At 38.1% G+C, this 25684-nt stretch carries 25 protein-coding genes and 1 pseudogene; 11 read left to right on the top strand and 15 right to left on the bottom strand.

Translation table 11 applies throughout. The features are described 5' to 3' along the window. Positions 1 to 20 precede the first annotated feature (20 nt). From GFH32_RS13375 to GFH32_RS13385, 3 genes are all read right to left on the bottom strand, one after another. Positions 21 to 593 carry a hypothetical protein gene (locus GFH32_RS13375; protein ID WP_153512068.1) on the bottom strand — a complete coding sequence of 191 codons (573 nt, stop codon included), beginning with the start codon at positions 591 to 593 and terminating at the stop codon, positions 21 to 23. 5 nt (positions 594 to 598) lie between these two features. Further along, on the bottom strand, positions 599 to 1606 hold the full coding sequence (holA, locus tag GFH32_RS13380; protein WP_153512069.1) for a DNA polymerase III subunit delta: 1008 nt from the start codon (positions 1604 to 1606) through the stop codon (positions 599 to 601). A gap of 102 nt (positions 1607 to 1708) precedes the next feature. Beyond that, on the bottom strand, positions 1709 to 1897 hold the full coding sequence (locus GFH32_RS13385) for a hypothetical protein (RefSeq protein ID WP_153512070.1): 189 nt from the start codon (positions 1895 to 1897) through the stop codon (positions 1709 to 1711). Between the two features lie 2 nt (positions 1898 to 1899). Between GFH32_RS13385 and GFH32_RS13390 the strand changes: the two genes are divergently transcribed. From GFH32_RS13390 to GFH32_RS13415, 6 genes are all read left to right on the top strand, one after another. Further along, positions 1900 to 2412 (top strand): type I restriction enzyme HsdR N-terminal domain-containing protein, encoded by a 513-nt coding sequence (locus GFH32_RS13390; protein ID WP_409994060.1) that lies wholly within the window; start codon positions 1900 to 1902, stop codon positions 2410 to 2412. Between the two features lie 53 nt (positions 2413 to 2465). Next, on the top strand, positions 2466 to 3164 hold the full coding sequence (locus GFH32_RS13395) for an ATP-dependent Clp protease proteolytic subunit (protein WP_153512072.1): 699 nt from the start codon (positions 2466 to 2468) through the stop codon (positions 3162 to 3164). 5 nt (positions 3165 to 3169) lie between these two features. Continuing rightward, a complete protein-coding gene (gene clpX / locus GFH32_RS13400; RefSeq protein ID WP_153512073.1) occupies positions 3170 to 4420 on the top strand; it encodes an ATP-dependent Clp protease ATP-binding subunit ClpX in 1251 nt (416 codons plus the stop codon). 65 nt (positions 4421 to 4485) lie between these two features. Continuing rightward, positions 4486 to 5307 (top strand): AMP nucleosidase, encoded by an 822-nt coding sequence (locus GFH32_RS13405; RefSeq protein ID WP_153512074.1) that lies wholly within the window; start codon positions 4486 to 4488, stop codon positions 5305 to 5307. Between the two features lie 49 nt (positions 5308 to 5356). Further along, on the top strand, positions 5357 to 6721 hold the full coding sequence (locus GFH32_RS13410; RefSeq protein ID WP_153512075.1) for a pyridoxal-phosphate dependent enzyme: 1365 nt from the start codon (positions 5357 to 5359) through the stop codon (positions 6719 to 6721). 45 nt (positions 6722 to 6766) lie between these two features. After that, a complete protein-coding gene (locus tag GFH32_RS13415; protein WP_153512076.1) occupies positions 6767 to 7471 on the top strand; it encodes an FkbM family methyltransferase in 705 nt (234 codons plus the stop codon). A 284-nt stretch (positions 7472 to 7755) separates the two neighbouring features. Here GFH32_RS13415 and GFH32_RS18455 read toward each other — a convergent pair whose 3' ends face one another. The 10 genes and pseudogenes from GFH32_RS18455 to GFH32_RS13460 form a co-directional block, all read right to left on the bottom strand. Further along, entirely contained in the window at positions 7756 to 8187 is a 432-nt protein-coding gene (locus GFH32_RS18455) for a transposase (RefSeq protein ID WP_262884782.1), read from the bottom strand. A gap of 56 nt (positions 8188 to 8243) precedes the next feature. After that, a pseudogene (locus GFH32_RS18460) lies at positions 8244 to 8981 on the bottom strand (IS110 family RNA-guided transposase); the annotation flags it as partial. A gap of 109 nt (positions 8982 to 9090) precedes the next feature. Next, positions 9091 to 9393 carry an FtsB family cell division protein gene (locus GFH32_RS13425; RefSeq protein WP_153512077.1) on the bottom strand — a complete coding sequence of 101 codons (303 nt, stop codon included), beginning with the start codon at positions 9391 to 9393 and terminating at the stop codon, positions 9091 to 9093. 128 nt (positions 9394 to 9521) lie between these two features. Beyond that, positions 9522 to 10820 (bottom strand): phosphopyruvate hydratase, encoded by a 1299-nt coding sequence (gene eno, locus GFH32_RS13430; protein ID WP_153512078.1) that lies wholly within the window; start codon positions 10818 to 10820, stop codon positions 9522 to 9524. Between the two features lie 191 nt (positions 10821 to 11011). Then, positions 11012 to 12112, bottom strand: coding sequence for a glutamine-hydrolyzing carbamoyl-phosphate synthase small subunit (carA, locus tag GFH32_RS13435; RefSeq protein WP_153512079.1), 1101 nt, complete (start codon positions 12110 to 12112; stop codon positions 11012 to 11014). Between the two features lie 419 nt (positions 12113 to 12531). Continuing rightward, a complete protein-coding gene (rseP, locus tag GFH32_RS13440) occupies positions 12532 to 13842 on the bottom strand; it encodes an RIP metalloprotease RseP (RefSeq protein ID WP_153512080.1) in 1311 nt (436 codons plus the stop codon). A gap of 13 nt (positions 13843 to 13855) precedes the next feature. Next, a complete protein-coding gene (locus GFH32_RS13445) occupies positions 13856 to 15025 on the bottom strand; it encodes a 1-deoxy-D-xylulose-5-phosphate reductoisomerase (protein WP_153512081.1) in 1170 nt (389 codons plus the stop codon). An 11-nt stretch (positions 15026 to 15036) separates the two neighbouring features. Continuing rightward, positions 15037 to 15825: a hypothetical protein gene (locus GFH32_RS13450; RefSeq protein ID WP_153512082.1), complete on the bottom strand. Its 789-nt coding sequence runs from the start codon at positions 15823 to 15825 to the stop codon at positions 15037 to 15039. 148 nt (positions 15826 to 15973) lie between these two features. Next, positions 15974 to 18094 carry a S9 family peptidase gene (locus tag GFH32_RS13455; protein WP_153512083.1) on the bottom strand — a complete coding sequence of 707 codons (2121 nt, stop codon included), beginning with the start codon at positions 18092 to 18094 and terminating at the stop codon, positions 15974 to 15976. A gap of 131 nt (positions 18095 to 18225) precedes the next feature. Then, complete coding sequence (locus GFH32_RS13460; RefSeq protein ID WP_149525193.1) at positions 18226 to 18564, bottom strand: DUF3276 family protein; 339 nt, start codon at positions 18562 to 18564, stop codon at positions 18226 to 18228. A 268-nt stretch (positions 18565 to 18832) separates the two neighbouring features. Between GFH32_RS13460 and GFH32_RS13465 the strand changes: the two genes are divergently transcribed. The 4 genes from GFH32_RS13465 to GFH32_RS13480 all read left to right on the top strand — a co-directional run bounded on the left by GFH32_RS13465 (position 18833) and on the right by GFH32_RS13480 (position 22955). Next, positions 18833 to 19714 (top strand): LiaF transmembrane domain-containing protein, encoded by an 882-nt coding sequence (locus GFH32_RS13465; RefSeq protein WP_228384141.1) that lies wholly within the window; start codon positions 18833 to 18835, stop codon positions 19712 to 19714. Between the two features lie 390 nt (positions 19715 to 20104). Further along, complete coding sequence (locus GFH32_RS18465; protein WP_228384142.1) at positions 20105 to 20761, top strand: sensor histidine kinase; 657 nt, start codon at positions 20105 to 20107, stop codon at positions 20759 to 20761. Further along, the gene (locus tag GFH32_RS13475) at positions 20758 to 21498 is read left to right on the top strand and encodes a LytR/AlgR family response regulator transcription factor (RefSeq protein WP_153512085.1); all 741 of its coding nucleotides are present in this window, start codon (positions 20758 to 20760) and stop codon (positions 21496 to 21498) included. Before GFH32_RS18465 ends, GFH32_RS13475 begins: the two co-directional genes overlap by 4 nt. Before the next feature lie 20 nt (positions 21499 to 21518). Next, a complete protein-coding gene (locus GFH32_RS13480; protein ID WP_153512086.1) occupies positions 21519 to 22955 on the top strand; it encodes a serine hydrolase domain-containing protein in 1437 nt (478 codons plus the stop codon). Positions 22956 to 23033: 78 nt separating this feature from the next. On the opposite strand, the gene GFH32_RS13485 is transcribed toward GFH32_RS13480, so the two are convergent. Then, on the bottom strand, positions 23034 to 23531 hold the full coding sequence (locus tag GFH32_RS13485) for a peroxiredoxin family protein (protein ID WP_153512087.1): 498 nt from the start codon (positions 23529 to 23531) through the stop codon (positions 23034 to 23036). 137 nt (positions 23532 to 23668) lie between these two features. On the opposite strand from GFH32_RS13485, the gene purN reads away from it, so the two are divergent. Next, positions 23669 to 24244, top strand: a complete 576-nt coding sequence (gene purN / locus GFH32_RS13490) for a phosphoribosylglycinamide formyltransferase (protein ID WP_153512088.1) — start codon at positions 23669 to 23671, stop codon at positions 24242 to 24244. A 234-nt stretch (positions 24245 to 24478) separates the two neighbouring features. Here the strand turns inward: purN and GFH32_RS13495 are convergent, their stop codons facing one another. Beyond that, positions 24479 to 25657 (bottom strand): esterase, encoded by a 1179-nt coding sequence (locus tag GFH32_RS13495; RefSeq protein ID WP_153512089.1) that lies wholly within the window; start codon positions 25655 to 25657, stop codon positions 24479 to 24481. Positions 25658 to 25684: the final 27 nt, after the last annotated feature.

A 25684-nucleotide genomic window follows, 5' to 3' on the forward strand; every position in this document is an offset into this window, starting at 1 on the left:
GTTCCTAAATTGCAGAGTTGCTATTTTAACCAAATTCCTACGGACAAATTGAGACTTTGATGATTCATTTTCTCCCGAAATGCGACGTAATTCAATTGTTGATAGGCGTAGCTTGCAGAGATGGTAAAGTTAGTCCGCTTTTCGTTATCATAAAGATAGAACAAGCCTAATTTTCCCATAGCTCCTTTATCGTAAATTCCGCCGAGTCTAACTGCGTAGCCCGCATTAGCTAGCGCACCAACACGTGAAACATCTCCAATATAAGCGAAAGGCAATCGTGCATCGATAAAAATTGGAAATAGATTGCGATCGTATTTAAGATTTCCGTCTTGACCTTCCTTCGGTTCAGAAAATTTATAATCCCCTCGGAGCACTTCATTTCCTAGTCCAATTCCTAGAAAAGCACGTTCATTGTAATTTCTCCCGAAAATAAAATGTAGCGAATAGCCATTAAAGTTACCATCAAAACCTGGATTTTTCACGCCAATATTTGCTCCTCCTTGCAATAGGGTATAGTATTCACGTTGTGCAAAACTAGGCTTCGCCATCAATAATAAGAGCGCCAAAATAGAAAAAACTGGCTTTAGTTTCATCCGGATTAGTTTAATATTTTATAAATTAATTCACTCATCAAATCCCCATGATTTGTCATAGGTCCTACATTCATTCCTTTGGATTTCAAATCGTATTCTTTAATTAAGTGAATAATATCGAATGTCTTTCTTCGGTTGAAATTCCGCGCAGCGTATTCATATTCTTTAACGAAGAAAGGATGAACACCTAAGGCTTTTGCCGCCGCTGCAGAGGTCTTATCTGGTAAATAATGATATTTAAGAATCTTCGTAAAATAAGTACCTAAAGAACCAATAACGACAGGAATAGGATTTGATTTGGGGTTTGCAGCGAAATAATTTACTATTTGAAAGGCTTTAAGCGAATTACGTTTTGACAATGCGGTATTCAATTCGAACACATTAAAGTCTTTACTAATACCGATGTTACGCTCAATATCTGCAGCACTAATTTCTTGTTCTGCGGATACATTTAGCATCAATTTTTCCAATTCATTGGCCACTTTGGAAAGATCCGTTCCGAGATAATCAGCCATCATTGCTGCGGCTTGTGGATGTATCTTTCGCCCGGCAGCACTCAATTGCTCATTTATCCAGCCAGAAACTTTATCCTCATATAGCTTATTTGATTCGACCACGACGCCAACCTTGTCCAAGGTTTTATAGGACTTTTTCCGCTTATCGAACTTACTGTACTTATGCGCAAAAACCAATACCGTCGTTGGAGTTGGATGCTCTAAGTATTTCTGTAATAATTCATCATCTTTCCATTTTAAATTCTGCGCTTCTTTTACAATAATCACTTGATAATCGCTCATCATCGGATAGCGCTTCGCCATACTAATTAGCGTCGAGAAATCAGTTTCCTTACCGTACACAACAGATTGATCAAACCCCTTCTGCGCTTCATCCAGCACTTGGTGTTCAATAGCATCCGAAATTAGATCGATAAAATAAGGCTCTTCGCCATGCAATAAATAGACAGGACTAAGCTTCTTTTTCTTGATGTCAGTTAAAATGGATTGGGTATTCATGTCCAACGAAATTACGAAAAAATTAACGTAATTGACACCGCAACAACAACTCGAATCAGTCGAATGTCTACCCGATATTGGAATTATCAGTATTGCTAGTACTCATCCTTTCTCTACACCCATTTCAATCCCCTTGCTCATGCCTTTCGGAGCGATTAAGAAAGGGTTTTGAATGGGGTTTGAAAGGGAACTAGAAAAAGATTGACATGGCGCTGTCGCTGAAAAGCGCGGAGGCTCAGAGGCAAAATCTAGATCATAACTGAAATTTGGCAATACGCCTTCATCAAGCATTCATGGATTCTACAAGTCCCTATGCATCTAGCAAATATTTCGTATTTTTGTACATGTTTAGGCCAGTCCCTTTAAATTTACCTCCTTTTCCGGCAAAAATTATTAAGAAAGCTGATCAGTATTTGATTTTTGATGAGTTGCGGAAAAAGCATTTATTACTGACACCGGAGGAATGGGTTCGGCAACATTGGGTTCATTATCTTCATAAGGAAAAAGGATACCCGATGTCATTAATGAAGATTGAAGGGGGTTTGTTACTGAATTCACTTCAAAAACGGAGTGATTTGGTGATTTATAATCGGGAAGGCGAACGTATTCTTTTGGCAGAGTTCAAGGCACCAACTGTCAAAATTACCGAAAACACCTTCCGTCAAATCTCAAATTACAATACTATTTATAAAATTCCGTTGCTTTTAGTCAGTAATGGACTTGAGCACCATTATTGTAGTATTGACTTTAATCATGAGAAATTCACATTTCTAACGGAATTACCAACATTCCCTCATGAGCAATAGGAGAATTTAAAATTAGTATTATATTAGTAAGTCAAAATTAGAAGGAACAAAACATGGATATCAATAAAGACGAATTCAGAAAATACGCGATTAAACATCACCGAATTGGAAGTCAACACGTTGATGGATATATTTCTCGCTTACAACAAAGTATTCCATCAAACCTGACACCTTACATTATTGAAGAGCGTTCATTAAACGTTGCTCAGATGGATGTGTTTTCTCGTTTGATGATGGACCGTATCATTTTCTTAGGAGATGGTATTAACGACCAAGTAGCAAACATCGTACAGGCACAGTTATTGTTCTTACAATCTACTGACGCTCAACGTGATATTCAAATCTACATTAACTCTCCAGGGGGTAGCGTTTATGCAGGTTTAGGTATTTACGATACGATGCAATATATCGCGCCAGACGTTGCAACGATTTGTACAGGTATCGCTGCATCCATGGGAGCAGTTTTACTAGTTGCTGGAGCGAAAGGAAAACGTGCGGCATTAAGACACTCACGCGTAATGATTCACCAACCTTCGGGTGGTGCACAAGGGGTTGCTTCCGATATGGAAATCAACCTACGAGAAATGTTGAAATTGAAAGAGGAATTGTACACGATTATTGCTGAGCACTCAGGTCAGTCTTATGAATGGGTTGAAAAATCATCAGATCGTGATTATTGGATGCGTGCTTCAGAGGCCCAAGAATTTGGAATGATCGACGAAGTATTGCTTCCTAAAAAGGAAACAAAATAAAGGAAATGAGTAAATCGAACAGTAGAGACATCCATTGCTCTTTTTGTGGCATCAGTAAGAATGAAGCCCAAATGCTTATTGCAGGCGATGGTGCCCACATCTGCGACAGATGTGTTCAACAAGCTGGAGAGATTTTGGCGGAAGAATTAAAGCAACGAAAAAACAAGTCTTTACAGACTACGTTGAAGCTTATTCGTCCAAAAGAAATCAAAGAACACTTGGATCAATATGTTATTGGTCAGGATGACGCAAAGAAAGTTATTTCTGTGGCGGTTTACAATCACTACAAGCGTTTAAATCAACGTGTCGATAATGATGAAACGGAAATTGAGAAATCAAACTTAATCATTGTTGGAGAGACAGGTACCGGAAAGACATTGTTAGCTAAAACGGTAGCAAAGATTTTAAATGTTCCGTTCTGTATTGTAGATGCTACTGTACTTACTGAAGCAGGTTATGTGGGCGAGGATGTGGAGAGTATTTTGACACGATTGTTGCAAGCAGCAGATTATGATGTTGCAGCGGCAGAGCGCGGCATTATCTATATTGATGAGATTGATAAAATTGCTAGAAAAAGCGATAACCCATCAATAACAAGAGATGTATCTGGCGAAGGCGTACAACAGGCGTTGTTGAAGATTTTAGAAGGCACGAATGTGAATGTTCCGCCACAAGGGGGAAGAAAACACCCAGATCAGAAAATGATTACTGTAAATACGAATAACATTCTATTTATTTGTGGTGGTGCATTTGACGGTATTCAGAAGAAAATAGCTAATCGTTTGCGCACGCAAACTGTTGGTTACAAGATGAACGATGAGGAACAGGAAATTGATTTAAATAATCTATACAAGTATATTACGCCTCAGGATTTGAAAAACTTTGGTTTAATTCCTGAATTAATAGGTCGTCTACCGGTATTGACTCATTTAGATCCATTGGATAAAGAGACTTTATTGAATATCTTAACCGAGCCTAAGAATGCTTTGGTTAAACAATACAAAAAGCTTTTCGAATATGAAGGTGTAAACTTGAAGTTCGATTCTGCGGTATATGAATTTATCGTGGATAAGGCATGGGAATTTAAATTAGGTGCTCGTGGTCTTCGAAGCATTTGTGAAGCTATTATGCTAGACGCAATGTTCGATATACCGACCAGTAAAGAGCATAGCAATGAGAAGGACTTGCAAATCACGCTCGATTATGCGAAGAACAAATTCGCAAAGACGGATTTCAAGAAGCTCCAAGTTGCCTAATGAATTTGACCCTCGCCTTTCGGCGGGGGTTTTTTATAATAGGTTATTTTAATGAAAGGAAGAATATGACAAAAAAGATTGTAAAAGAAGTTGATTCGCCGGTTAAAGCTGGCTTAAAAACAAAGGAAGATATCGTTAATAATTGGCTTCCACGATACACAGGTCGCCCATTAGCGGAATTTGGTCAATATATAATTTTAACAAACTTCTCGAACTATATTAAGTTGTTTTCACAGATGCATAGCGATGCTCCAATTATGGGTGAAGACAAGCCAATGCAAAGTTGTACAGCAGAAGGAATTACCATAATTAACTTTGGTATGGGTAGTCCAATGGCGGCAACGATTATGGACTTACTATCTGCTATTGCGCCAAAGGCTGTATTATTTTTAGGAAAAACTGGCGGTTTAAAAAAGAAAATTGCCGTAGGAGAATTGATTTTACCGATAGCGGCAATTCGTGGTGAGGGTACTTCTAACGATTACTTTCCATCCGAAGTTCCATCTTTACCTGCGTTTGCTCTGCAAAAGGCGATCTCTACAACAATTCGTGATCACGCTAGAGATTACTGGACTGGTACTGTGTATACAACGAATAGACGTGTTTGGGAACATGATAAAAACTTTAAAAAATACTTGAAGACAATCCGTGCGATGGCTGTTGATATGGAAACTGCAACAATTTTCAGCGTTGGCTTTGCAAATAAGATCCCTACAGGTGCATTATTACTCGTATCCGACCAACCTATGGTTCCAGAAGGCGTAAAGACAGAGATTTCGGATGTGTCAGTTACAAAATCTTACGTAGAGCAACATTTAAAAATCGGTATTGATGCTTTAAAACAACTCATCAATAACGGCTTAACAGTGAAACATTTGAAGTTCTAAAATTTGGCTACCTTTGTCTTAACAAACAAAACAGCACAAATTTTCACCTATGTGGTACAACAACATCTTAGAAACCATTGGGAATACCCCCTTGGTTAAACTGAATATAGTTACCAAACCCTTAAAAGGAACCATACTAGCGAAAATTGAGACGACCAACCCCGGCAACTCGATTAAAGATAGAATGGCGTTAAAAATGATTGAGGATGCCGAACAGGCAGGCTTATTAAAACCCGGAGGTACCATTATCGAAGGTACTTCGGGTAATACAGGTATGGGATTAGCAATGGCAGCGGTTGTAAAAGGCTATCATTGTATTTTCACAACAACCGATAAACAGTCTAAGGAGAAGATTGATGCCCTCCGCGCCTTCGGTGCGGAAGTTATCGTCTGTCCTACGAACGTAGATCCTGAGGATCCCCGCTCCTATTATTCGGTTTCTAGCCGTTTAGAAAAAGAAGTCCCAAACGCTTGGAAAGCAAACCAGTACGATAATTTATCGAATACACAGGCTCACTATGAACAAACTGGGCCAGAAATCTGGGAACAGACAGAAGGCAAGATAACACATCTTGTTGTCGGTGTTGGAACCGGCGGTACGATTTCGGGTACTGCGAAGTATTTGAAAGAAATGAATCCGAACATCAAAGTGTGGGGAATCGACACTTATGGATCTATTTTTAAGAAATATAAAGAGACGGGCATATTCGACAAAAGTGAGATTTACCCCTATATTACTGAAGGGATTGGCGAGGATTTCTTGCCCGAGAATGTAAACTTTGATGTTATCGACCTATTCGAAAAGGTGACAGACAAAGATGCAGCCCTGATGACAAGAGATTTGGCACGTAAGGAAGGTATTTTTGCAGGCAACTCGGCAGGTGCTGCTGTTGCCGGCCTACTTCAACTAGGGAATGAGCTCAAAGATGATGATGTCGTAGTTGTTATTTTCCATGATCATGGTTCACGCTATATGGGCAAAATGTACAATGAGGATTGGCTTCGTGAGCGCGGCTTCCTTAAGGATGAGAAATTAACGGCGAAGTCAATTTTAAAGCGCAGAGCTAACCAAGATATCGTAACAGTTGACGTAAAGCAATCGGTTTTGGAAACGTTTAATATTATGAAGTCCTTAAACATTTCACAAATTCCATTAACACAGCAAGGTATGGTAGTTGGAAAAGTAACCGAAGCCGATATCTTAAATGCTCTACTGGATAATCCATCTTTAAAGTCCGCCGAAGTCGAAAGCATCGCATCAAAACCTTTCCCTTTTGTCGATTTAAATATGTCGATCGATAAGATCTCTACACTAATTGATAAAGATACCCAAGCAGTGTTAGTGGAAGATGAATTTGGAAGAATAAATATTATAACACAATATGATATAATAAGCGCTATTTCAGAGATATAGATTTCTCTATTTTTTCGTTATCTTTAGTAAGATGCTAAAAATATAATGGAAAGAAATAGTACTTTAAAAAGAATAGAATATTGGATTAAAGCTAGAATAGGAAAAATTTCCTTTATAGATATAGAAGAAAAACGAGATAAACAATGGTATGGTAATGGCTATGGCGGTTTCTATGTGGACCCAAGCCTAGTTCCAGAAAATGCCATTGTTTATTCTTTTGGTATCGGAGAGGATATTTCCTTCGATCGCGCTATTATCGAAAAACATCAAGCCCAAGTTTTCGGTTTCGACCCCACTCCAAAGTCGATCAACTGGATTAACAAACAAGAGCTACCTAGCAATTTTCATTTTCACCCCTTTGGAATTGGCGAGAAAACGGGTACGGTGACTTTTCATTTGCCTAAGAATCAAGATCATGTTTCCGGTTCCGTTTATGGACACAAACTCGTTGACGAACGTAATGCTGTAGACGTACTTTTAAAGGAGTTTAAAGAGATTGTGCAAGAAAATGGGCACACGGCTATCGATGTTCTTAAAATGGATATAGAAGGCTCCGAATACGCTGTGATGGAAGGTATACTTAGTAGTGGTATTCCCATCAAGCAAATCTTGGTAGAAACCCACGAGCGTTTCTTCGAGGATGGAAAGATGAAAGGAGATTTATTATTCAAGCAGCTTTATCAGAAAGGCTATCGAATCTTTGCTATATCCGATACTTATCAAGAGATATCATTGGTAAAATCTAAATAAGAAAGCCGCCCTGATAGGCGGCTTTTTTTTTCTGAAAGTTATTATTGTTTTTTTTAGTAATCCAATAAAATGTTAGACCAGTGATTATTCAAGGGTCTATTCTTTTTGTCCGGATAATTTTGTTTCTGTTTCTTGTGTATTATTATTTATGATGAAATGACTTGATTAATAAAAACAAGAGTATAATTTTTTCTACGAGCTCTAAAGGCATCAACTGTTGGTTCTTAACGTCTGATATCAGTTTTATTTCCGGGGAGTCTAACCACCAAAAAAAGGTCGATCTTTTATTTGTAAGACGTGTTTTTAAGGGTACTCAATTGTTTCTGTAATCTGTCAATTCTTTTAAGTCGTCTATTTTCAAGTATTTTCTTATCCTGTGGATGCAATTGATAGGCTTCATTGTCCCTCAGGACATGGTATGCTGCAATCAAGATCTTATGTGCGATGGCTATTGTAGCCTTCTTCTGACCTCTTCGTGCAGCGATTTGATGGTGCTTGACCGCAAGTAATGGATTTGCCTTGGATCTAGAGGCCACCCATGCTGCCTCCACGAGCGTCGTCTTGAGATACTTGTTTCCACGTGTTATTTTCGAGGAGTACTTCTTTCCTGCACTCTCATTGTTGCCTGGGCAAACCCCAGCCCATGAAGAAAGGTTCTGATGTGTTGCAAATTGAGCCATGTCCGTACCGATTTCTGAAACGATTCCCAGTGCCACCCTGGAAGATACTCCAGGGATAGATTCCAGTAGTTCAGCTCCTTGTGCATGATCCTTGCGTACTGTTCCATCTGAGCCTCTGATTGTGCTATTTGTAGATTGATATGATCGATGGATTGCAGTATTAGGTTCAACATGAAGCGGTGATGATCCGTGATCTTGCCAGTAAGTGCCTTAAGTAGCTCTGCGTGTTTCTTGACCAGCGAACCCTTGGCCATGCTTGCCAATAGCAAAGGATCGAGTTGACCTTTGGCCATGGCCCGGACCATTTCCATGGCGCTTACCCCAAATACGTCGCTGACTACGCTCCTCAGTTTGATGTTGGCGGATTCAAGGATGTTCTGTAACCGGTTCTTTTCTGCGGTCCGCATAGCGATAAGCTTACGTCTATGTCGGAAAAGTTCCCTGAGCTCCCGGATATGTTGTGGTGGGATGAAGCTCCCCTTCAGTAAACCGGAAAGAAGCAGTTTAGTGATCCATTCGCTATCCTTCTTGTCGGTCTTCTGTCCCGGAACATTTTTGATATGCCGGGCATTGACCAGTAGGATGTGAAAATAGTCTTCCAGAACCGCGTAAACCGGTCGCCAGTAAACCCCAGTGCTCTCCATGGCAACCTGTGTAATGGAATGGGCCTGGAGCCATTCCACTAAATTGTACAAGTCATCCGTAAAAGTTAAGAAGGTTTTTGTCTCTGTATCAAAATCACTACCTTTAATGGTAGCAACTACTGTGTCTTTGTGGACATCCAGTCCACAACCACGGTCAAGAATAAAGGGTAATCCGCTGACAGCCATAGGTCTTATATTTATTGGTACTAAGATACCGTTTTGGCTAAATGCCTATTGGGACTATGAGCCCGTGACTTTCATGGCTGTTGGTGATACCCGATGTATCATGAACGTTTTATTTATCTGTAGGTTCTACTTCAGTAACGATGTAGACGTCTTCATGGTCTTTTTTCATTTTATACTTCTCTCGAGCAATTCGTTGAATTTCACTAGGGTTGTATTGCACATCCTTAATGGAATTTTCGATATTTTCGATTTCCGTCGTATAATAAGCTTTTTCTACTTCTAGCTTAGTTTTTTCCTTTTGGAAGCTAAACTGTGTTGCGAAATCATATCGATCAAAAAAACACATCCATACCACAAAGGCTACGCCTGCGATTAGATACTTATTACGAATGGTATTGATTACACGTTCCATAGACTTTGATTGCTTTCCTAAAACTTGGATAAAGATAGGGATTTTCTTATAACATTTACAAGCGTGAGGTAGGTCTCGGGTAAACGCAAAAAAAAAGGGAACCTTGAAGGTTCCCTTTTTTAAAAGAGTTATTTCTTAGGAGCGTATTTAAACGCCTTACCAATAAATTTGGCATTGCTACCCAATTCTTCTTCAATACGAAGTAATTGGTTGTATTTTGCGATCCTGTCAGAACGAGAGATAGAACCCGTTTTGATTTGTCCGCAATTTAATGCTACAGCAAGGTCAGCAATCGTATTATCTTCAGTTTCACCTGAACGGTGAGACATTACAGATGTGTAACCATTGGTTTGCGCTAAATGCACAGCATTGATAGTCTCTGTTAATGAACCGATTTGATTTACTTTAACTAAGATTGAATTTCCTGTTGCAGAGTCAATACCTTGTTGAAGGCGTTTAGTATTTGTAACGAATAAATCATCACCTACTAATTGAACGCGATCACCGATCTTCTCTGTTAATAATTTCCAACCTTTCCAATCATCTTCTGCCATACCGTCTTCAATCGAAATGATTGGGTATTTTGCAGTCAATTCAGCTAAGTAGTCAACTTGCTCTTCGATAGTACGGATAGCACCACCTTTACCTTCAAACTTAGAGTAATCGTATTTACCTTTAACGAAGAATTCAGTAGAAGCACAGTCTAATGCAAGACAGATATCTTTTCCTGGTTTGTAACCTGCTTTTTTGATTGCCTCAAGAATAGTCTCGATAGCATCTTCCGTTCCTTCAAAAGTTGGAGCGAATCCACCTTCATCACCTACAGCAGTAGATAAGTTACGGTCGTGAAGAATTTTCTTTAAGTTATGGAATACTTCAGCTCCCCAACGTAATGCTTCTGAGAACGACTCTGCACCTACTGGCATAATCATAAATTCTTGGAATGCGATTGGAGCATCAGAGTGTGCACCACCATTTACAATGTTCATCATTGGTAAAGGCAATGTATTTGCATTTACTCCACCGATATAACGATATAATGGCTGGCGGCTTTCTTGTGCTGCTGCTTTAGCTACTGCTAAAGAAACACCTAAGATTGCATTTGCACCTAATTTACCTTTGTTCTCTGTACCGTCAAGATCTATCATGATCTTATCGATTGCGTTTTGCTCGAATACATCAACACCTTCTAATGCTTTTGCAATTTTAGTATTCACGTTTTCAACGGCTTTCAAAACACCTTTACCTAAGTATTTCTTTTTATCACCGTCACGCAATTCTACAGCCTCGTGTGCTCCTGTAGAAGCTCCAGATGGAACTGCTGCACGGCCTACAAAGCCATTTTGTGTTGTAACATCAACCTCAATAGTTGGGTTTCCTCGCGAATCTAAAATTTGACGCGCATGTACATCGATTATCAAGCTCATTTTTTTCTTTGGTTTATTTTTCTTTTCTGAATACTTAGTGTATTCAGAACACTAATATAGTAATTTATATGTCGACTTCAAAAATAGGTAAAAAACTAGAATGTTAATGCTAAGCAAATAAAAGAATTTTAACGAAGTCTTTGGATAAAAAAAGCCTTAGAAAAATACTAAGGCTCTTTTAAATATTTTGATTATCCTTTAATCATCGCTACGAAATCATCGAATAAGTAACGTGAGTCATGAGGACCTGGAGACGATTCTGGGTGATATTGAACAGAGAATGCTTTCTTACCCTTAACACGAATTCCCTCAATCGAGTTGTCATTCAAGTTGATATGTGTAACCTCCACTTTATCTGATTTCTCGATATCTTCTGCTACCACGCCAAATCCATGGTTTTGAGAAGTGATCTCACATTTGTTAGCGATAATATTTTTTACAGGATGATTGATTCCGCGGTGACCATTGTGCATTTTACTTGTGCGGATATCATTTGCTAAAGCAAGAATTTGATGTCCTAAGCAAATACCAAACATCGGCTTTTCAGCAGCTAAGATTTCTTTTACAGTTTGGATGGCATAGTACATTGCTGAAGGATCGCCAGGGCCGTTAGAGATAAAATAACCATCAGGATTCCATGCTTCCATGTCAGCAAATGTAGTTTTCGCAGGAAATACTTTAGCATATACTTGACGGGAATCAAAATTACGAAGGATATTTCTCTTAATACCAAGATCTAATACTGCAATACGTGTTGGAGCTGACTCTTCACCGTAGAAGTAAGGCTCTGTTGTAGACACTTTAGATGATAATTCTAAACCGTCCATTGAAGGCACTTTCGCTAATTCAGCTTTCAAAGATTCTTCATCTAGATTTTCCGAAGAGATAATCGCATTCATAGCGCCTTTGCTACGAATATGACGCACTAAAGAACGTGTGTCGATATCCGAGATACCCACCAAATTACCGTCTTGGAAATAGTCTTGAATAGACTCATCCGCCATCTTACGGCTATAGTTGATATTGTAATTCTTACAAACTAAACCTGCAATTTGAATCTTATTTGATTCTGCATCCTCTTCGTCGATACCGTAGTTTCCGATATGTGCATTGGTTGTAACCATAATTTGCGCATAGTACGAAGGATCGGTAAAGATCTCTTGGTAACCCGTTGTTCCGGTGTTGAAACAAATCTCTCCCGTTGTGGTACCAATTTTACCCGCTGCTTTTCCATGAAAAACAGTTCCATCCTCAAGGACTAAAATTGCTGGCAATTTGCTGTAGTTGGTCATTCTTATTTCGAGTTAAATTAATTCTTCTTTCAAAAACACCTTTTCTTCGTTACAAGCACAAAAAAAGCCCAAACGGGCTATTATATCAATTTATGAATTGATCTGATTTACAGATGCGATTTGCGACGATATTGGGTAAAAGGTTTCTTTCATTTTATTGGGAGACAAAGGTACAAATAAAAACAAATTACTCGTAAATTTTTATTCAAAAAATTACAAGCGTTTTGACGCTAAGGAAGCGGCATTGACATAATGATTCGATGCTTTCATCTCATCTGCAAATCATTCCCTTTTAAGCGTATATTGACGCTATCCCTTAACTTGATTTGTCTTCTGCGTACCTACAGAATAAGAAATGTAAAAAAAGCCCCTAACGCATTTAATTACGCTAGGGGCTTTTGCAATTGTTATAATATTAATTATTTCGTCAGCTTGAAAATATCATTTCCAAAGACAAAAATCATCAACGCTACCAAGATAAAGAAACCTACCATTTGCGCGCGTTCTAAGAACTTTTCGCTTAATGGCTTTCCTTGTATCATTTCAATCAATAGGAAAATGACATGACCACCATCCAATGCTGGAATAGGTAATATATTCATGAACGCTAAAGCCATCGACAACATACCTACAAGTCCCCAGAAGCGAACCCAATCGACTTCAGTACCAAACATTGTTGCAATACCGACAGGTCCTGATAATGCCTTATCTGCTCTTACTTCGCCTTTGAATATCTTACCAAATCCTTTAATATTATCTGTAATTACTGAGAATGCCTTAGCAGCTCCGATTGGTAAAGCCTCAATAAATCCATATTTCTGTTGAACGAAAGGTATATTGCTAAAACCTAAAGTTCCTGTAGTGTCTGCTGGAGCCTTTAGTTCAATTGCAGAACCCTTACGAATAACGCCTAATACAATTTCCTTACCTTTATTCGCATCCAATTGCTTCTTATATTCATCCAATTGAACAACTGCTGTATGATTCACAGATACAATACTGTCTCCTACTGCCAATCCCATTTTCGCCGCTCTCGACCCCTCTGCAATGGTGTTCACTGGCAGCATTTTGAACATAGGCTCAACAAATTCGTTCTTCTTATGCTCAGAAACATCATTTAAGATATCAGCTGGCATTTTAATCTTCAGCTCTTGACCTGCTCTTTCTACAGTAAGTTCCGCATCGCCCATCAACACTTCAGAAGCCATAATATCCGCGTAGAAAAGTTTTGTTTCCTTTCCATTCACTGCTAGAATTTTATCACCTTCTTGAAGTCCAACTTTTTGGCCGATAATACCTGGCTTAAGACCATACAATTCTTTCGTGTTTAAATCCGTGCTACCGTAGCTGAATGTCAACATCCAGAATACAACAATACCAACAATGACATTGACGATAATACCGCCAAGCATCACGATCAAACGTTGCCATGCTGGTTTAGATCGGAATTCCCAAGGCTGCGGCTCTCCCTTCAATTGCTCAGTATCCATCGACTCGTCAATCATACCGGCAATTTTCACATAACCTCCCAATGGAAGCCAACCCACACCGTATTCACATCCTTTATAATTGAACTTGAATAACTTGAAACCCCAAGCATCGAAGAACAAATAAAACTTTTCTACTTTAATACCAAAAGCTCGGGCAGCTAAGAAGTGCCCAAGTTCGTGTAATATGATTAATAATGACAGGCCTAATAAAACCTGCAATACCATGATGATAATTCCCATCTAATTTGATTTATTATAATTTATATCTTCGTTCTATTAAACTTCGTGCCACTCTTCTACTTTCAGCGTCATAGTGCAGATAGTCTTCAAATTCTAGTTTTTCTTTTTGTTCAACCTGACACATTGTCTCTTCAATGATATCACTCATTCCCAAAAACGACAGTTCATCTTTTAAGAATGAAGCCACGACAATCTCATTTGCAGCATTCAATACACATGCTCGATTACCTCCTTCACGGAGTGCTTGAAAAGCTAAATCGAGATTACGAAAAGTCTGCACATCCGGAGTCTCGAAAGTTAAATTCGGATAGTTTAGAAAATTGAAACGAGGAAATTCGTTTTGTAGCCTATCGGGATAAGTTAATGCATATTGAATCGGTAATTTCATATCAGGTAAGCCCATTTGTGCTTTTAATGACCCGTCTTGAAATTGTACCAGTGAATGTATAATCGACTGTGGATGGATAACAACTTCAATCTGATCAACGTCTAAATCAAACAACCACTTTGCTTCAATGACTTCAAGTCCCTTATTCATCAGGGAAGCAGAATCAATTGTAATTTTCGCTCCCATTGACCAATTCGGATGCTTTAACGCCTGAGCCTTTGTTACGCGTTCCAAATCTGCCCTGCTCTTTCCACGGAAAGGTCCTCCGGAGGCTGTTAGAATAATCTTCTCAATCGGGTTGTTCTCTTCGCCCGGCAAACATTGAAAAATTGCGGAGTGTTCCGAATCGACTGGAAGTAAACGAACCTTGTACTCATCAACTAACTTCGTAATCAATTCGCCAGCAACAACTAAGGTTTCTTTATTGGCAAGTGCAATATCTTTACCCTTTTTAATCGCAGCAATTGTTGGTTTCAACCCTGCAGATCCTACGATCGCTGTCAATACAATATCAATTTCATCCAATTGAACTGCATCAACGAGCGCCTCTTCTCCACAAGCGACTTGCACATCAGTGCCTACCAGCGCTTCCTTAACTTTCAGATAAGCTTGCTCATCAGACAATACAACCAATTTAGGTCGAAACTGTAAAGCTTGTTGAATTAATAGTTCTGCATTACGTCCAGCTGTTAAGACAGAAACTGTAAACCGATCAGGAAAACAAGCGACAACTTCCAGCGTTTGTGTTCCCACGCTTCCGGTTGAGCCCAATACGGCTAAATTCTTTTTTTCCAAGGTAAATTGAATTATATAATATTATCCATTAAAGACGGCTCGGTGTCGCCTTTGTAAGCTTTCATCATGTCGATGTACACGACAGACATAACTATACTTACCACTGGAATAATAATAAATGAATTAACTAAACTTAATATTTTCGATACTAAAGGATATCCTAAATATTCTGCCCCAATTTGTAATAGATGTGTGGATGCGACAGCGACAATGATAATTAACAATCGCATCACATTTCCCTTTGTCATCGCCAAACTGAATTTATAAGACCGAATCGTATTAAAGCCATGTTCAATAATAAAAAATGGATAAAACGTTGTTCTGATTAAAACGAAAAGCATTACCAATCCTGTTAGGAACGGATGGATTTCATAACGCACCGTATCCATACTGAATCCTAGAAATAAAAGAGGAAAACATAGTACGTACATGATCATATATACGACAGCAGCGATGAAACTGTAGATTACAAGACCGAAGATATAGTTTACAAACTGTGAAAATGACGGTACAAATCCCCAGAACCCTGACTTCTTCTCGCCTTTTGCTAAAACAACAGCATTCTTTAGTAATACCAACTGCAAACTAAAGTACAAACCTACGAAGGCAAGTAAAAGCAACACTTTAATGAAGTAATTCGAGGAATCCAAATACATCGCCAGAAAGGTCGATAAGTTTGATGTAACGAATAGTAAAAAACATAAACCGGCAATCGAAACATAATTACGCAATAAAATATCGATCGCTCTAACTACAACATCATTCGCTTTAAAAGTAATGTCTTTGAGAAATTCCAACATGGCCATATTATTATTGCAAATATGGTGATTTTTTTGGTCTAAGCAATTTTTTTATCCCGATAAATCAAAAATAAAAATATGCTTTAACGCCCCTACCACACAGTCAATTGCACAAAAAAGGCTAAGATTTCTCTTAGCCTTACATTGATTATTTTAAATTCTCGGGAACGGGTTTTTCTAATAAATACTGATAATAGAATCGAACACGTTCTTTAAAATCATAGGCTTGCTTACTGCGACCAAAACCATGTCTACTTCCTGGATAAATCATCAGTTCGAATGGAACTTGTCGATCAGTTAATGCATCTACTAATTGAATTGTATTTTGCATATGTACATTATCGTCTAGGTCGCCATGCATAATACGAAGTCTGCCTTTATATTGTTTTACATACGGAAGAATAGATCCATTTTTATAACCTTCTGGATTCGCCTGAGGTGTATCCATCCAACGTTCCGTATAGTGTGTATCATATAGATCCCAACTTGTAACAGGAGCACCGGCAATTCCATAGTCGAAATAATCAGCTCCTTTAGTTAAAGCCAAACAAGTCATATAACCACCATAACTATGCCCTGTGATTAGTAATTTATCCTTTGCAACCCATGGTTTTGCTTTTAACCATTTCGCGATCGTAATATAATCTACTAATTCCCAGTTCCCCAAACTTCTATGCATCCATGCGACTCCCTGCTTACCGAAATGCCCAGAAGCACGGTGATCACATTCTATTTGAATCACACCTTCATTTGCCCAATACTGTCCATTCACACCTTTCCATGTATTTCTAACCGTACCAGCATCCGGACCACCGTAGATTGACATGATAACCGGATATTCTTTCGACTCATCAAAGTCAGTCGGATAAGTGATGATGACAGGCAAGTTGAACTTACCATCTTCTGAAGGAATAGTAAAGAAATCGCGCTTACCTACCTTGTAGTTTGCAAAATCCGCCGATTTACTGTCCGCCAATTCTTTAACCACTTTGCCATTGAAGTCCACTAAAGCAACTTTCGTTGGTGTGTATATATTGGAATATGAGGTGATGAAATATTTGCCGTCAGGAGAAACTTTAACATCATGCGTATAGTCACCAAAAGTTAGTCGTTTAAGATTCTTACCATTGAAATTAACACGATATAAATCAATCGTTGCTGAGTTTTCTTTACGAGCAGTGAAGTATAATACCTTCCCTTTTTCATCGATATGTGCAATTTCTTTCACTTGCCATTCTCCAGATGTTAAGGGGTTAATCAGTTTTCCTGTTAAGCTATACAAATAATAATGTGCCCAACCGGTCTTATCAGACTTTAGAATATAGTGTTTGTTATCCGCTAAATAAGTAATCCTTTCATCGTGATCAAGATTGATCCAAGTTGATTGTTCTTCATTATAGATCTCTGATTTTGAACCATCAGAAGGATTAACAGCATAGAATTTAAGATTCGTCTGATCACGATTCATCCATTGTACCATGATCGATTGGCTATCAAAACTCCAATAAGGCTGACCGAAATATTGATCGTCTTTTTCGTTGAAAGAAGCCCAAACTACCGGTGATCCTTCCACTTTTACAATACCAACTTTCACTTCTGGATTTGGGTCACCAGCTTTTGGATAGCGAGTCTCTTCCAAATATCCGTGTTGTCCCTTCGAAACATAAATTGGAAACATCGGTACATTGGTATCATCAAAACGCATAAAAGCTAACTGTTTACTATCTGGAGACCACCAGAATGCTTTGTAGTTTGTTGGACGACCTAAAATCTCTTCATAGTAAACCCATGATGACCAACCATTGTAGATAACGTCTGTCCCGTCTTGCGTATACCGAATTTCTTTCCCTGTACTTACCTCGAGGCTATACAAATCACTCTTACGTGTAAAAGCAACGTATTTCCCATCAGGCGACAGCGTCGGATTTTGTTCATCAAGCTCTGGCGATTGAGTTAATTGCTTCGCTTGACTTCCCGGATACTGAATATAAATGTCTTTATCTTTTACGAATACTTCGGTCGAAGTACTTGTCGGATAGGTATAACTTTTCTTTTCACCAGACTTAACATTCACTTGAAAAAGTTGATTGCCGTTACTTTCAATGTAGTTTGAAGCATCAGCCCAGCCTAAATATCCACTGATAGATTTCGTTAGTGAAGGAGCTTGTCCCCAAGACTGTTCAAAAGTTAATTTCTGCGCTTGTGCGTTCGCTACGTCCAGCGCTAAAAATAATACGGCTGTTAAAGCAACAGGTAAAATTCTGTTCATAAATAAAATTACTTAGTGAAGCTTCGAAATTAATAAAAACAAATGGTTCTTACCTCTACTCTATGTAACTTATTTAGTTAAAAAGAAAAAAGCCACTTTATGAGTGGCTTCAATTTCTATATCGACAAAATTTAAAAGGAGAAATTATCTTTTTGAATTAATTCTCCATTGCTTTCGTAGTTGGAATCGTCTTGATTAGGTTCATATCTCTTTTCTACTACTTCCTGATTAGATTTGATATATTCTACCACATCTTGCAACCCTTCAGCAAACTTCTCGAAGTCTTCTTTGTACAAAAAGATCTTATGTTTAATGAATTGTCCGTCTTCGAAACGCTTTTTGCTCTCAGTAATTGTCACATAATAGTCGTTGGAGCGAGTTGCCTTTACATCAAAAAAATAAGTACGCTTACCTGCTCTCACCTTTTTTGAAAATACCTCTTCACGCTCTTTGTTATCAAAATCTCCCATTAGATTAGTATAAAATTTAAGTTTAACCCTCTATTTTCAGTCATAAATATATAATAATTAATTTCAATCAACCAAATTTTATTAAAAAAAAATATATTTAAATTAACGGCTTAAATGCCTAGGGCTTAAAACCTTCAGAGACGCTTAAAACTATTTCACCGATTTTTTTCAGTCTTTCACCGAAAAAAAGCCCCCGAAGACCTATTAGCTATGTGCATATCCTTATATTCGCTCTACTTTTGGGTATACTTAAAAATGACGCAAAGCTATGAACACGCAACAAACGAACAACGAAAACGAACAAAAACCACCAAGGAACAATAGTTCTACAACCATGGCCGGAATGTTCATTGTATTCTTTGGAGTAGCCATTCTCTTGAAGAACATGAACATGGGTAGCATTGTACCTTCATGGATCTTTGGTTGGGAAACGATTCTTATTATCATTGGTTTAGTGATCGGAGTAAACTCAAAATTCGAAAAGAAATCATCAATTGTCCTAATTGCAATAGGTAGTATTTTCTTGTTAAAGAATGAGCTTGATCTATCTTTCGGCCGATTTATAGTCCCAATGGCAGCTATTATCCTGGGCGTTTACTTAATCAAGCGCAACAGAGTAGCTCCAAAATTACCTCCTACGACTCCAAGAGATGATGAATACGATTGGGACAAGCGAGTGGGCTATGGAGATCAAACATCCTTAGATGGTAACCCATCTGATGGAAATACAGCAAACACAACAAATTCCTATGCTCAAGCGACAAGCAATGAGCATAGGGATAGTTACTATAGAAACTATTTACCTGACTTTGAAAACTATTTGAAAGTCGATAACTTCTTTTCAGACACGAAGAAAATCATTCTTTCGAAGAACTTCTTAGGCGGAAACATTACGTCAGTGTTCGGAAGCACAAATTTAAACTTCCTACAAGCTGACTTAAAGCAACCTGTCGTGATTGATACTTTCCAATTATTCGGGAGCACGAAGATCATCGTTCCAACAAACTGGCGAATCTCTTCAAATGTCGCATCTGTTTTTGGTGAATTAGATGACCGTCGCCCAATGATCGAAGTAACGACAGACGAGAACAAGAAGATTTATATTACTGGAACTTCAATCTTTGGCGGTTTAACCATTAAGAATAGTTAATACTGATTTATGAGAAAACCGCTCAACGAACAAAGTAAAAGATCAGTAATCCACGCCTCGTCATGGATTATTTGCATTTTATACTTTCTGATAGTATATGGATTATTGTGGTGGTCAAAAGTTGCAAAAGAAGCAGCTATATACGACGCCACAATTTCTGCGTTATCCATAACCGGGATTACTTACCTGGTTTATAGCTCCCTTCAGTACTATCTACCGAATAATAAAAACTTTTGGAAGTTGTTTTCGATTGCTGCGATCTTCACTTTAATCAGCATATTGATTACTCGCTTTCTTATAATCCAGTTTGTACCTGAAGAAAATTTACTCTACCTCACTTTCAGTCTTCCTTTTCGCTTCGTTATAAATTTCTTGATTATCACATGCGTCATGATTATCAATATTTTTTGGAACATTCAAGAGGAATTATTGGAAAATAAAAAGAGAAAAGATGAAAGTGAAAAAATGGTCCGCGATGCAGAGCTCTACAATCTTAGACAACAACTTCAACCACATTTTCTATTTAACAGTTTAAACTCCATTATCGCTTTAATTGGCAGTAAACCAACTGAGGCAAGAAATATGGTCTTTCAATTATCCGATTTCCTAAGAGGTACGATGCGTAAAGATGAGCGCCAATTTAGTAATGTCGAAGATGAGCTAAATCATCTAAAACTCTATTTAGACATTGAAAAGGTTCGTTTTGGACATCGCTTATCGACCGATTTTGATTATACCGAAGAGGTCTTGCAAGCAAAAATCCCGGTCATGATCCTCCAACCCCTAGTGGAAAATGCGATCAAATTTGGATTATACAACGTTACTGATCAGGTTTTAATAAAAATAGACTTAACTTTAACGGAGAATTTACTAACTATACGAATCAGCAATCCTTTTGAAACGGATCAAACCGAACAGAAAAAGGGAACTGGATTCGGATTATCCAGTATACAACGTCGATTATATTTATTATTCGGACGGACAGATTTACTACAAACAGCAACAGAAGACCAAAACTTTATATCTACATTAAGAATACCACAATGATAAAGACGATCCTAATCGATGACGAGCCCCTAGCACGTAGCATGGTGTTAGAATATCTACAACAGCATCCTGATTTTCAAGTGATGGCCGAATGTAACGATGGCTTTGAAGGTGTAAAAGCAATACAACAACATCAACCTGATCTGATATTCCTAGATATACAAATGCCTAAATTGACAGGCTTCGAAATGTTAGAGTTGCTCGACACACATCCCCATATAATTTTCACGACGGCATTTGATGAATATGCCCTTAAAGCATTCGAAAAGAACGCTATAGACTATTTATTGAAACCTATCCGTCCAGATCGTTTCGAAAAGGCTATTGATAAATTTAAATCTGCTTTCCAAAGCAACGCTAATCCGAAGATTGAAACGGAGAAGTTGAAGGAAACCCTAGAAGAGGAATCCTTGGAACGTATCGTTGTTAAAACAGGATCACAGATCAAGATTATCCCTGTTCAGCAAATAAATTATTTAGAAGCTTACGATGACTATGTAAAGATCCATACGAATGACGGCATGTATCTGAAGAACAAAACCATGAGTTCATTCGAGAAGCAGCTCGATGCTAAGCAATTTGTTAGAGTACATCGCTCTTTTATTGTTCGTGTAGATTTATTACAGAAAATTGAACCGATGGAAAAAGATAGCTACATAGCAACCTTGAGTAGTGGAGGAAAAATAAATATCTCTAAATCTGGTTATGCACGTTTAAAACAAGTTATCGGTTTATAATTTGTTTTGTAGATTTGAACATGACTATTAAACAGATAAGCCTTTGTATAGGCATGATGTTCCTTCTGTTGCACACTGTTTTTGCACAATCTGAAGACGAGCGCAAGAATCGCGCAGTATACAACAGAATTGAATTTCTAATTAATACACAACAAGCTGATTCCATTTATGCTTTAGCAGCTCCGTCGTTCCAAGAAGCGATAAGCAAAGAAGCTTTTGTAAGCACTTCAACAAAACTATTTTCTTTAGGAAAAATTGAAAATTCAACACTTGAAAAATACAGTGCTGGAGTCGCGTTATACCGTGTTTCATTCGCAAGCGCCGAGATGGGTTTATCCCTGGCCATTGATTCCACGATGAAATACACCGGACTCATGTTTCAGCCAATCGATGCTAAACAAGGACCTAAAAAAGAAACGGTAATAGCACAAGTAGAAACAAAAAATCCGCTAGATTTTTTTGTTGATTCATTGGCTAGAAGCTATGCTGAACAACAGAATGCACAATCATTGGCCATCGCTGTTATTCACAAAAACAAGCTAAATAAATTCTTTTACGGAGAAACGGCAAAGGGCAACAACACCCTTCCTGACGGTAATACCCTTTATGAAATCGGTTCCGTAACGAAAACAATAACCGCATCCTTATTAGCCGATTTAGTAAATAAGGGTTCCATCTCTTTAGACGATACCATCACCCGATTCTTGCCTGATTCAGTCGCTATGAACCCGGCATTGCAAAAGATAACCTTCAAAACCCTTGCAAATCACACGTCTGGATTACCCCGTCTTGCAGACAATGCTGATAAAGTAGCAAAATTTAATCCCGCGGATCCATACGCTGTGTATGATCGGAAAGCGTTATTCTCTTTTCTCAAGCATGTAAAACCTTTAAGAGCACCAGAAGAAGAATTTGAATACAGCAATGTAGGATATGGTTTACTAGGCGAGCTCATCAGTATCATCAGCAAAAAGCCTTATATGCAATTGCTAAAAGAACAGATGTTAGTTCCTTTAGAGATGTCGAACACAACGGACAAAATAGATCTTAAGAATAAAAATATCGCAAAACCATATAACAAAAACGGAGAGGAAGTACCACATTGGAATTTCCAAGCTTTAGTTGGTGCTGGTGGATTGAAGTCATCATTAGATGATTTATTGCGATACACGATTGCGCAATTAACATTTCCAGAAACAGATATACAGCGTGCAATGCATTTAACTAAACAGTTCACCTATTTTATTCCTCCCAATACGGATATAGGCTTAGCATGGCGTATGAATATGATTGATGATCAAATATACTTTCATCATACTGGTGCTACTGGTGGATACAATAGTTTTGTCGGTTTTGTTCCTGACGAGAAAGCAGTGGTTATTATGTTAGCGAATTCAGAGTTGAGCGTTGGCGATATCGGCAAGAAACTTCTTGAAAAGGTATTGACAACAAAATAAGGTTGATGATGCAGCCTTAAATCGCTGCAAAATAATAGGAGGAAAGTTAAGTTTCATTGGAAGATATTCCAGTGAAACTTATTTTTTTGTAATTAAGTAAGGAAGTAACTTCTTTATTTTACCTTCCCCGTTGAAGTGTTTGATTTCTCTCTTCGTATCACCCGCATAGATATATGTAAACGGGAAATTCTTGGGATTAAAAGCAAGTATAAACTTACCTTCAGGATCATACAGAAAGTGTACGTTCGGTTTATCTATAAGTTCTTTTGCAAACATATTTAACATACCATCTACCTGCCCTTTCTCTTGCATCGCGACAAAGTAGAAATCGGTGCCTTTATCAAATTGATCTAAAGACTTTCCTATTTCCGATGCCAACTCTTGGCAATGTCCGCAGCCTGGATCGTAGAAAATCAACGCATTTATTCCTTTATTACTCAACGAATCCGATGAAAAAGGGGCGTTATTTTCCATTTTAAACATGCCATTAAAATTCGGGAGATTTTCAGGAACTTGAGCCAGCGCAGTAATGCAGGTAAAAATAAATAGGAATTGGCAATATAATATTTTCTTCATAATCGTGTAAAATCCTGTATTTCTTAGCTAAATCTACTGATTTAAGTCCAATTCTGGTGCATTCTAGCCCTTCTTTTCAAAAAAACAGCTATATTTGAATTGATTTCATTTATTAATATATCAATCTTAGAAACATTGTGAGAAAACGCATTGCTATTTTTGCTTCAGGTTCTGGTTCGAATGCTCAGAAGATTATGGAGCATTTTAAATATTCAGACAGTTCTGAAGTTGCCTTAGTACTAAGTAATAATCCTGAAGCCTTTGTATTACAACGTGCAGATAATTTTGAAATCCCAACACATGTTTTTGACCGACATGACTTCTATGAAAGCGATGAGGTTGTCAATCTCCTAAAACGTCTTGATATCGATTTAGTCGTTCTGGCTGGATTCCTATGGTTGGTTCCTGACAATTTACTGAAAGCATTCCCTAATAAGATTATTAATATTCATCCGGCCCTACTTCCTAAATTTGGTGGTAAAGGAATGTATGGAGACAAAGTGCATAAAGCTGTTTTAGCTGCAGGCGAAGAAGAGCATGGCATTACCATTCACTTCGTTAATGAAAACTTTGATGAAGGTGAAGTAATTTATCAAGCAAAGTTCCGTGTGGAACCTGGTGATACCCTAGAAGTGATTAAGTTCAATGGTCAACAGTTAGAGCATTTGCACTACCCGAAGGTTATCGAGAATTTATTGAAAAAATATAACTAAATATTCAGATCATCCCGATCAAAAAAAAGTATACAAATTGTACTTACTGGATGACAGATACATTAAACAAGAAGAGCTGCTCGATTGAGCAGCTCTTCTTGTTTATTCCCTTAAGCGTCGAGTTGACGCCCATACATTTACATTCAAATATCTTGATCACATAGTCGATTTTAAAGGGCTAAGCATCGAACGAAGTCCGAAGCGAGTCCATTCAATCGACTTTTATTCACAAGATTATTTAAAGAGTAAACTGCTAAATTGTATTAGATAATCACGCCAGTTGGACCAAGTATGCCCTCCTTCTGATTCATGATAGGTATACTTCAGGCCTAGATCATCAAGCTTTTTTCGATAGTCTTCACCCGTTTTATATAGAAAATCTGTTTTTCCCATCCCAATCCAGTATAAAGCATAACCATACTTTTTTTGCTGAAGAAGATTTTGATCGATGTTATCATAAACTGGAATACCTTGCTTGTCATTTAAGCGATAGGCCGCGGAAAATAAACCAACATAATCAAAAGTGTTCGGATTAGCAGCGGCGATAAACAATGAATGGGATCCGCCCATGGAAAGGCCAGCTATGGCTCTATTCTTTTTGCCTTTCTTTACTGGATAAGTCTTCTCGACGAATTTGATGATCTCTTGAAAATTAGACTCCATATCCCCTGATCCCACATCAGCGGTTCTAAAATTAACGGCATATTCTCCCTTCTCGGAATAACCTGGAGCAGCAGAATTCGAGCTGTGTCCGTTTGGCATAACAACAATCATCGGTTCTATTCTGCCTGAAGCGATTAGGTTATCCATGATTTGCGATACGCGACCTAAGGTAGGCCAGGCTTCCTCATCCCCACCCATACCATGTAATAAGTATAAAACTGGATAAGATTTTTTAGCACTTCCGCTGCTAGGCGGAATATACACCGTCATTCTTCGTTCAGCGCTATTAATTGATGATTTATACCATACTTTGGTTAAAGTTCCGTGTAAAACCACTTTCGTCTTATACAACTCCGCTTGTCCCCCATTCGTGATAAAATAGTTAAACACATTGCTCACATCACGGATTTGGTAGACATTGAGTGGATCAGCTATACGAACACCATCAACCAAAAAGTTATAAAGAAATAAATCACTACCTAGTTGTTCTTGCTTTGCTGTCCAAATACCATCGGCATTCTTATGCATGATTAATTTATTATCATTCGAAGCCTCCGACATTGGCCAATTGCCAATAACCGCAACTTCCTGCGCTTTCGGAGCGAAAAAATTAAAGGTAACGGTATTGTCCGCAGCTATTTCCGGAGAACGAAGGGCTTCTAACTTCCTTCCTATATTTTCCTGCGCGACGGAAAAATTATATAAGCCAAAAACAAAAAAATAGAAACAAATAATTGGAGTTGCTTTCATAAGCTTTATAATTAGTTTATCATTCTA

It is taken from the genome of Sphingobacteruim zhuxiongii, from assembly GCF_009557615.1.
In the GTDB taxonomy this organism is placed as follows: Bacteria; Bacteroidota; Bacteroidia; order Sphingobacteriales; family Sphingobacteriaceae; genus Sphingobacterium; species Sphingobacterium zhuxiongii.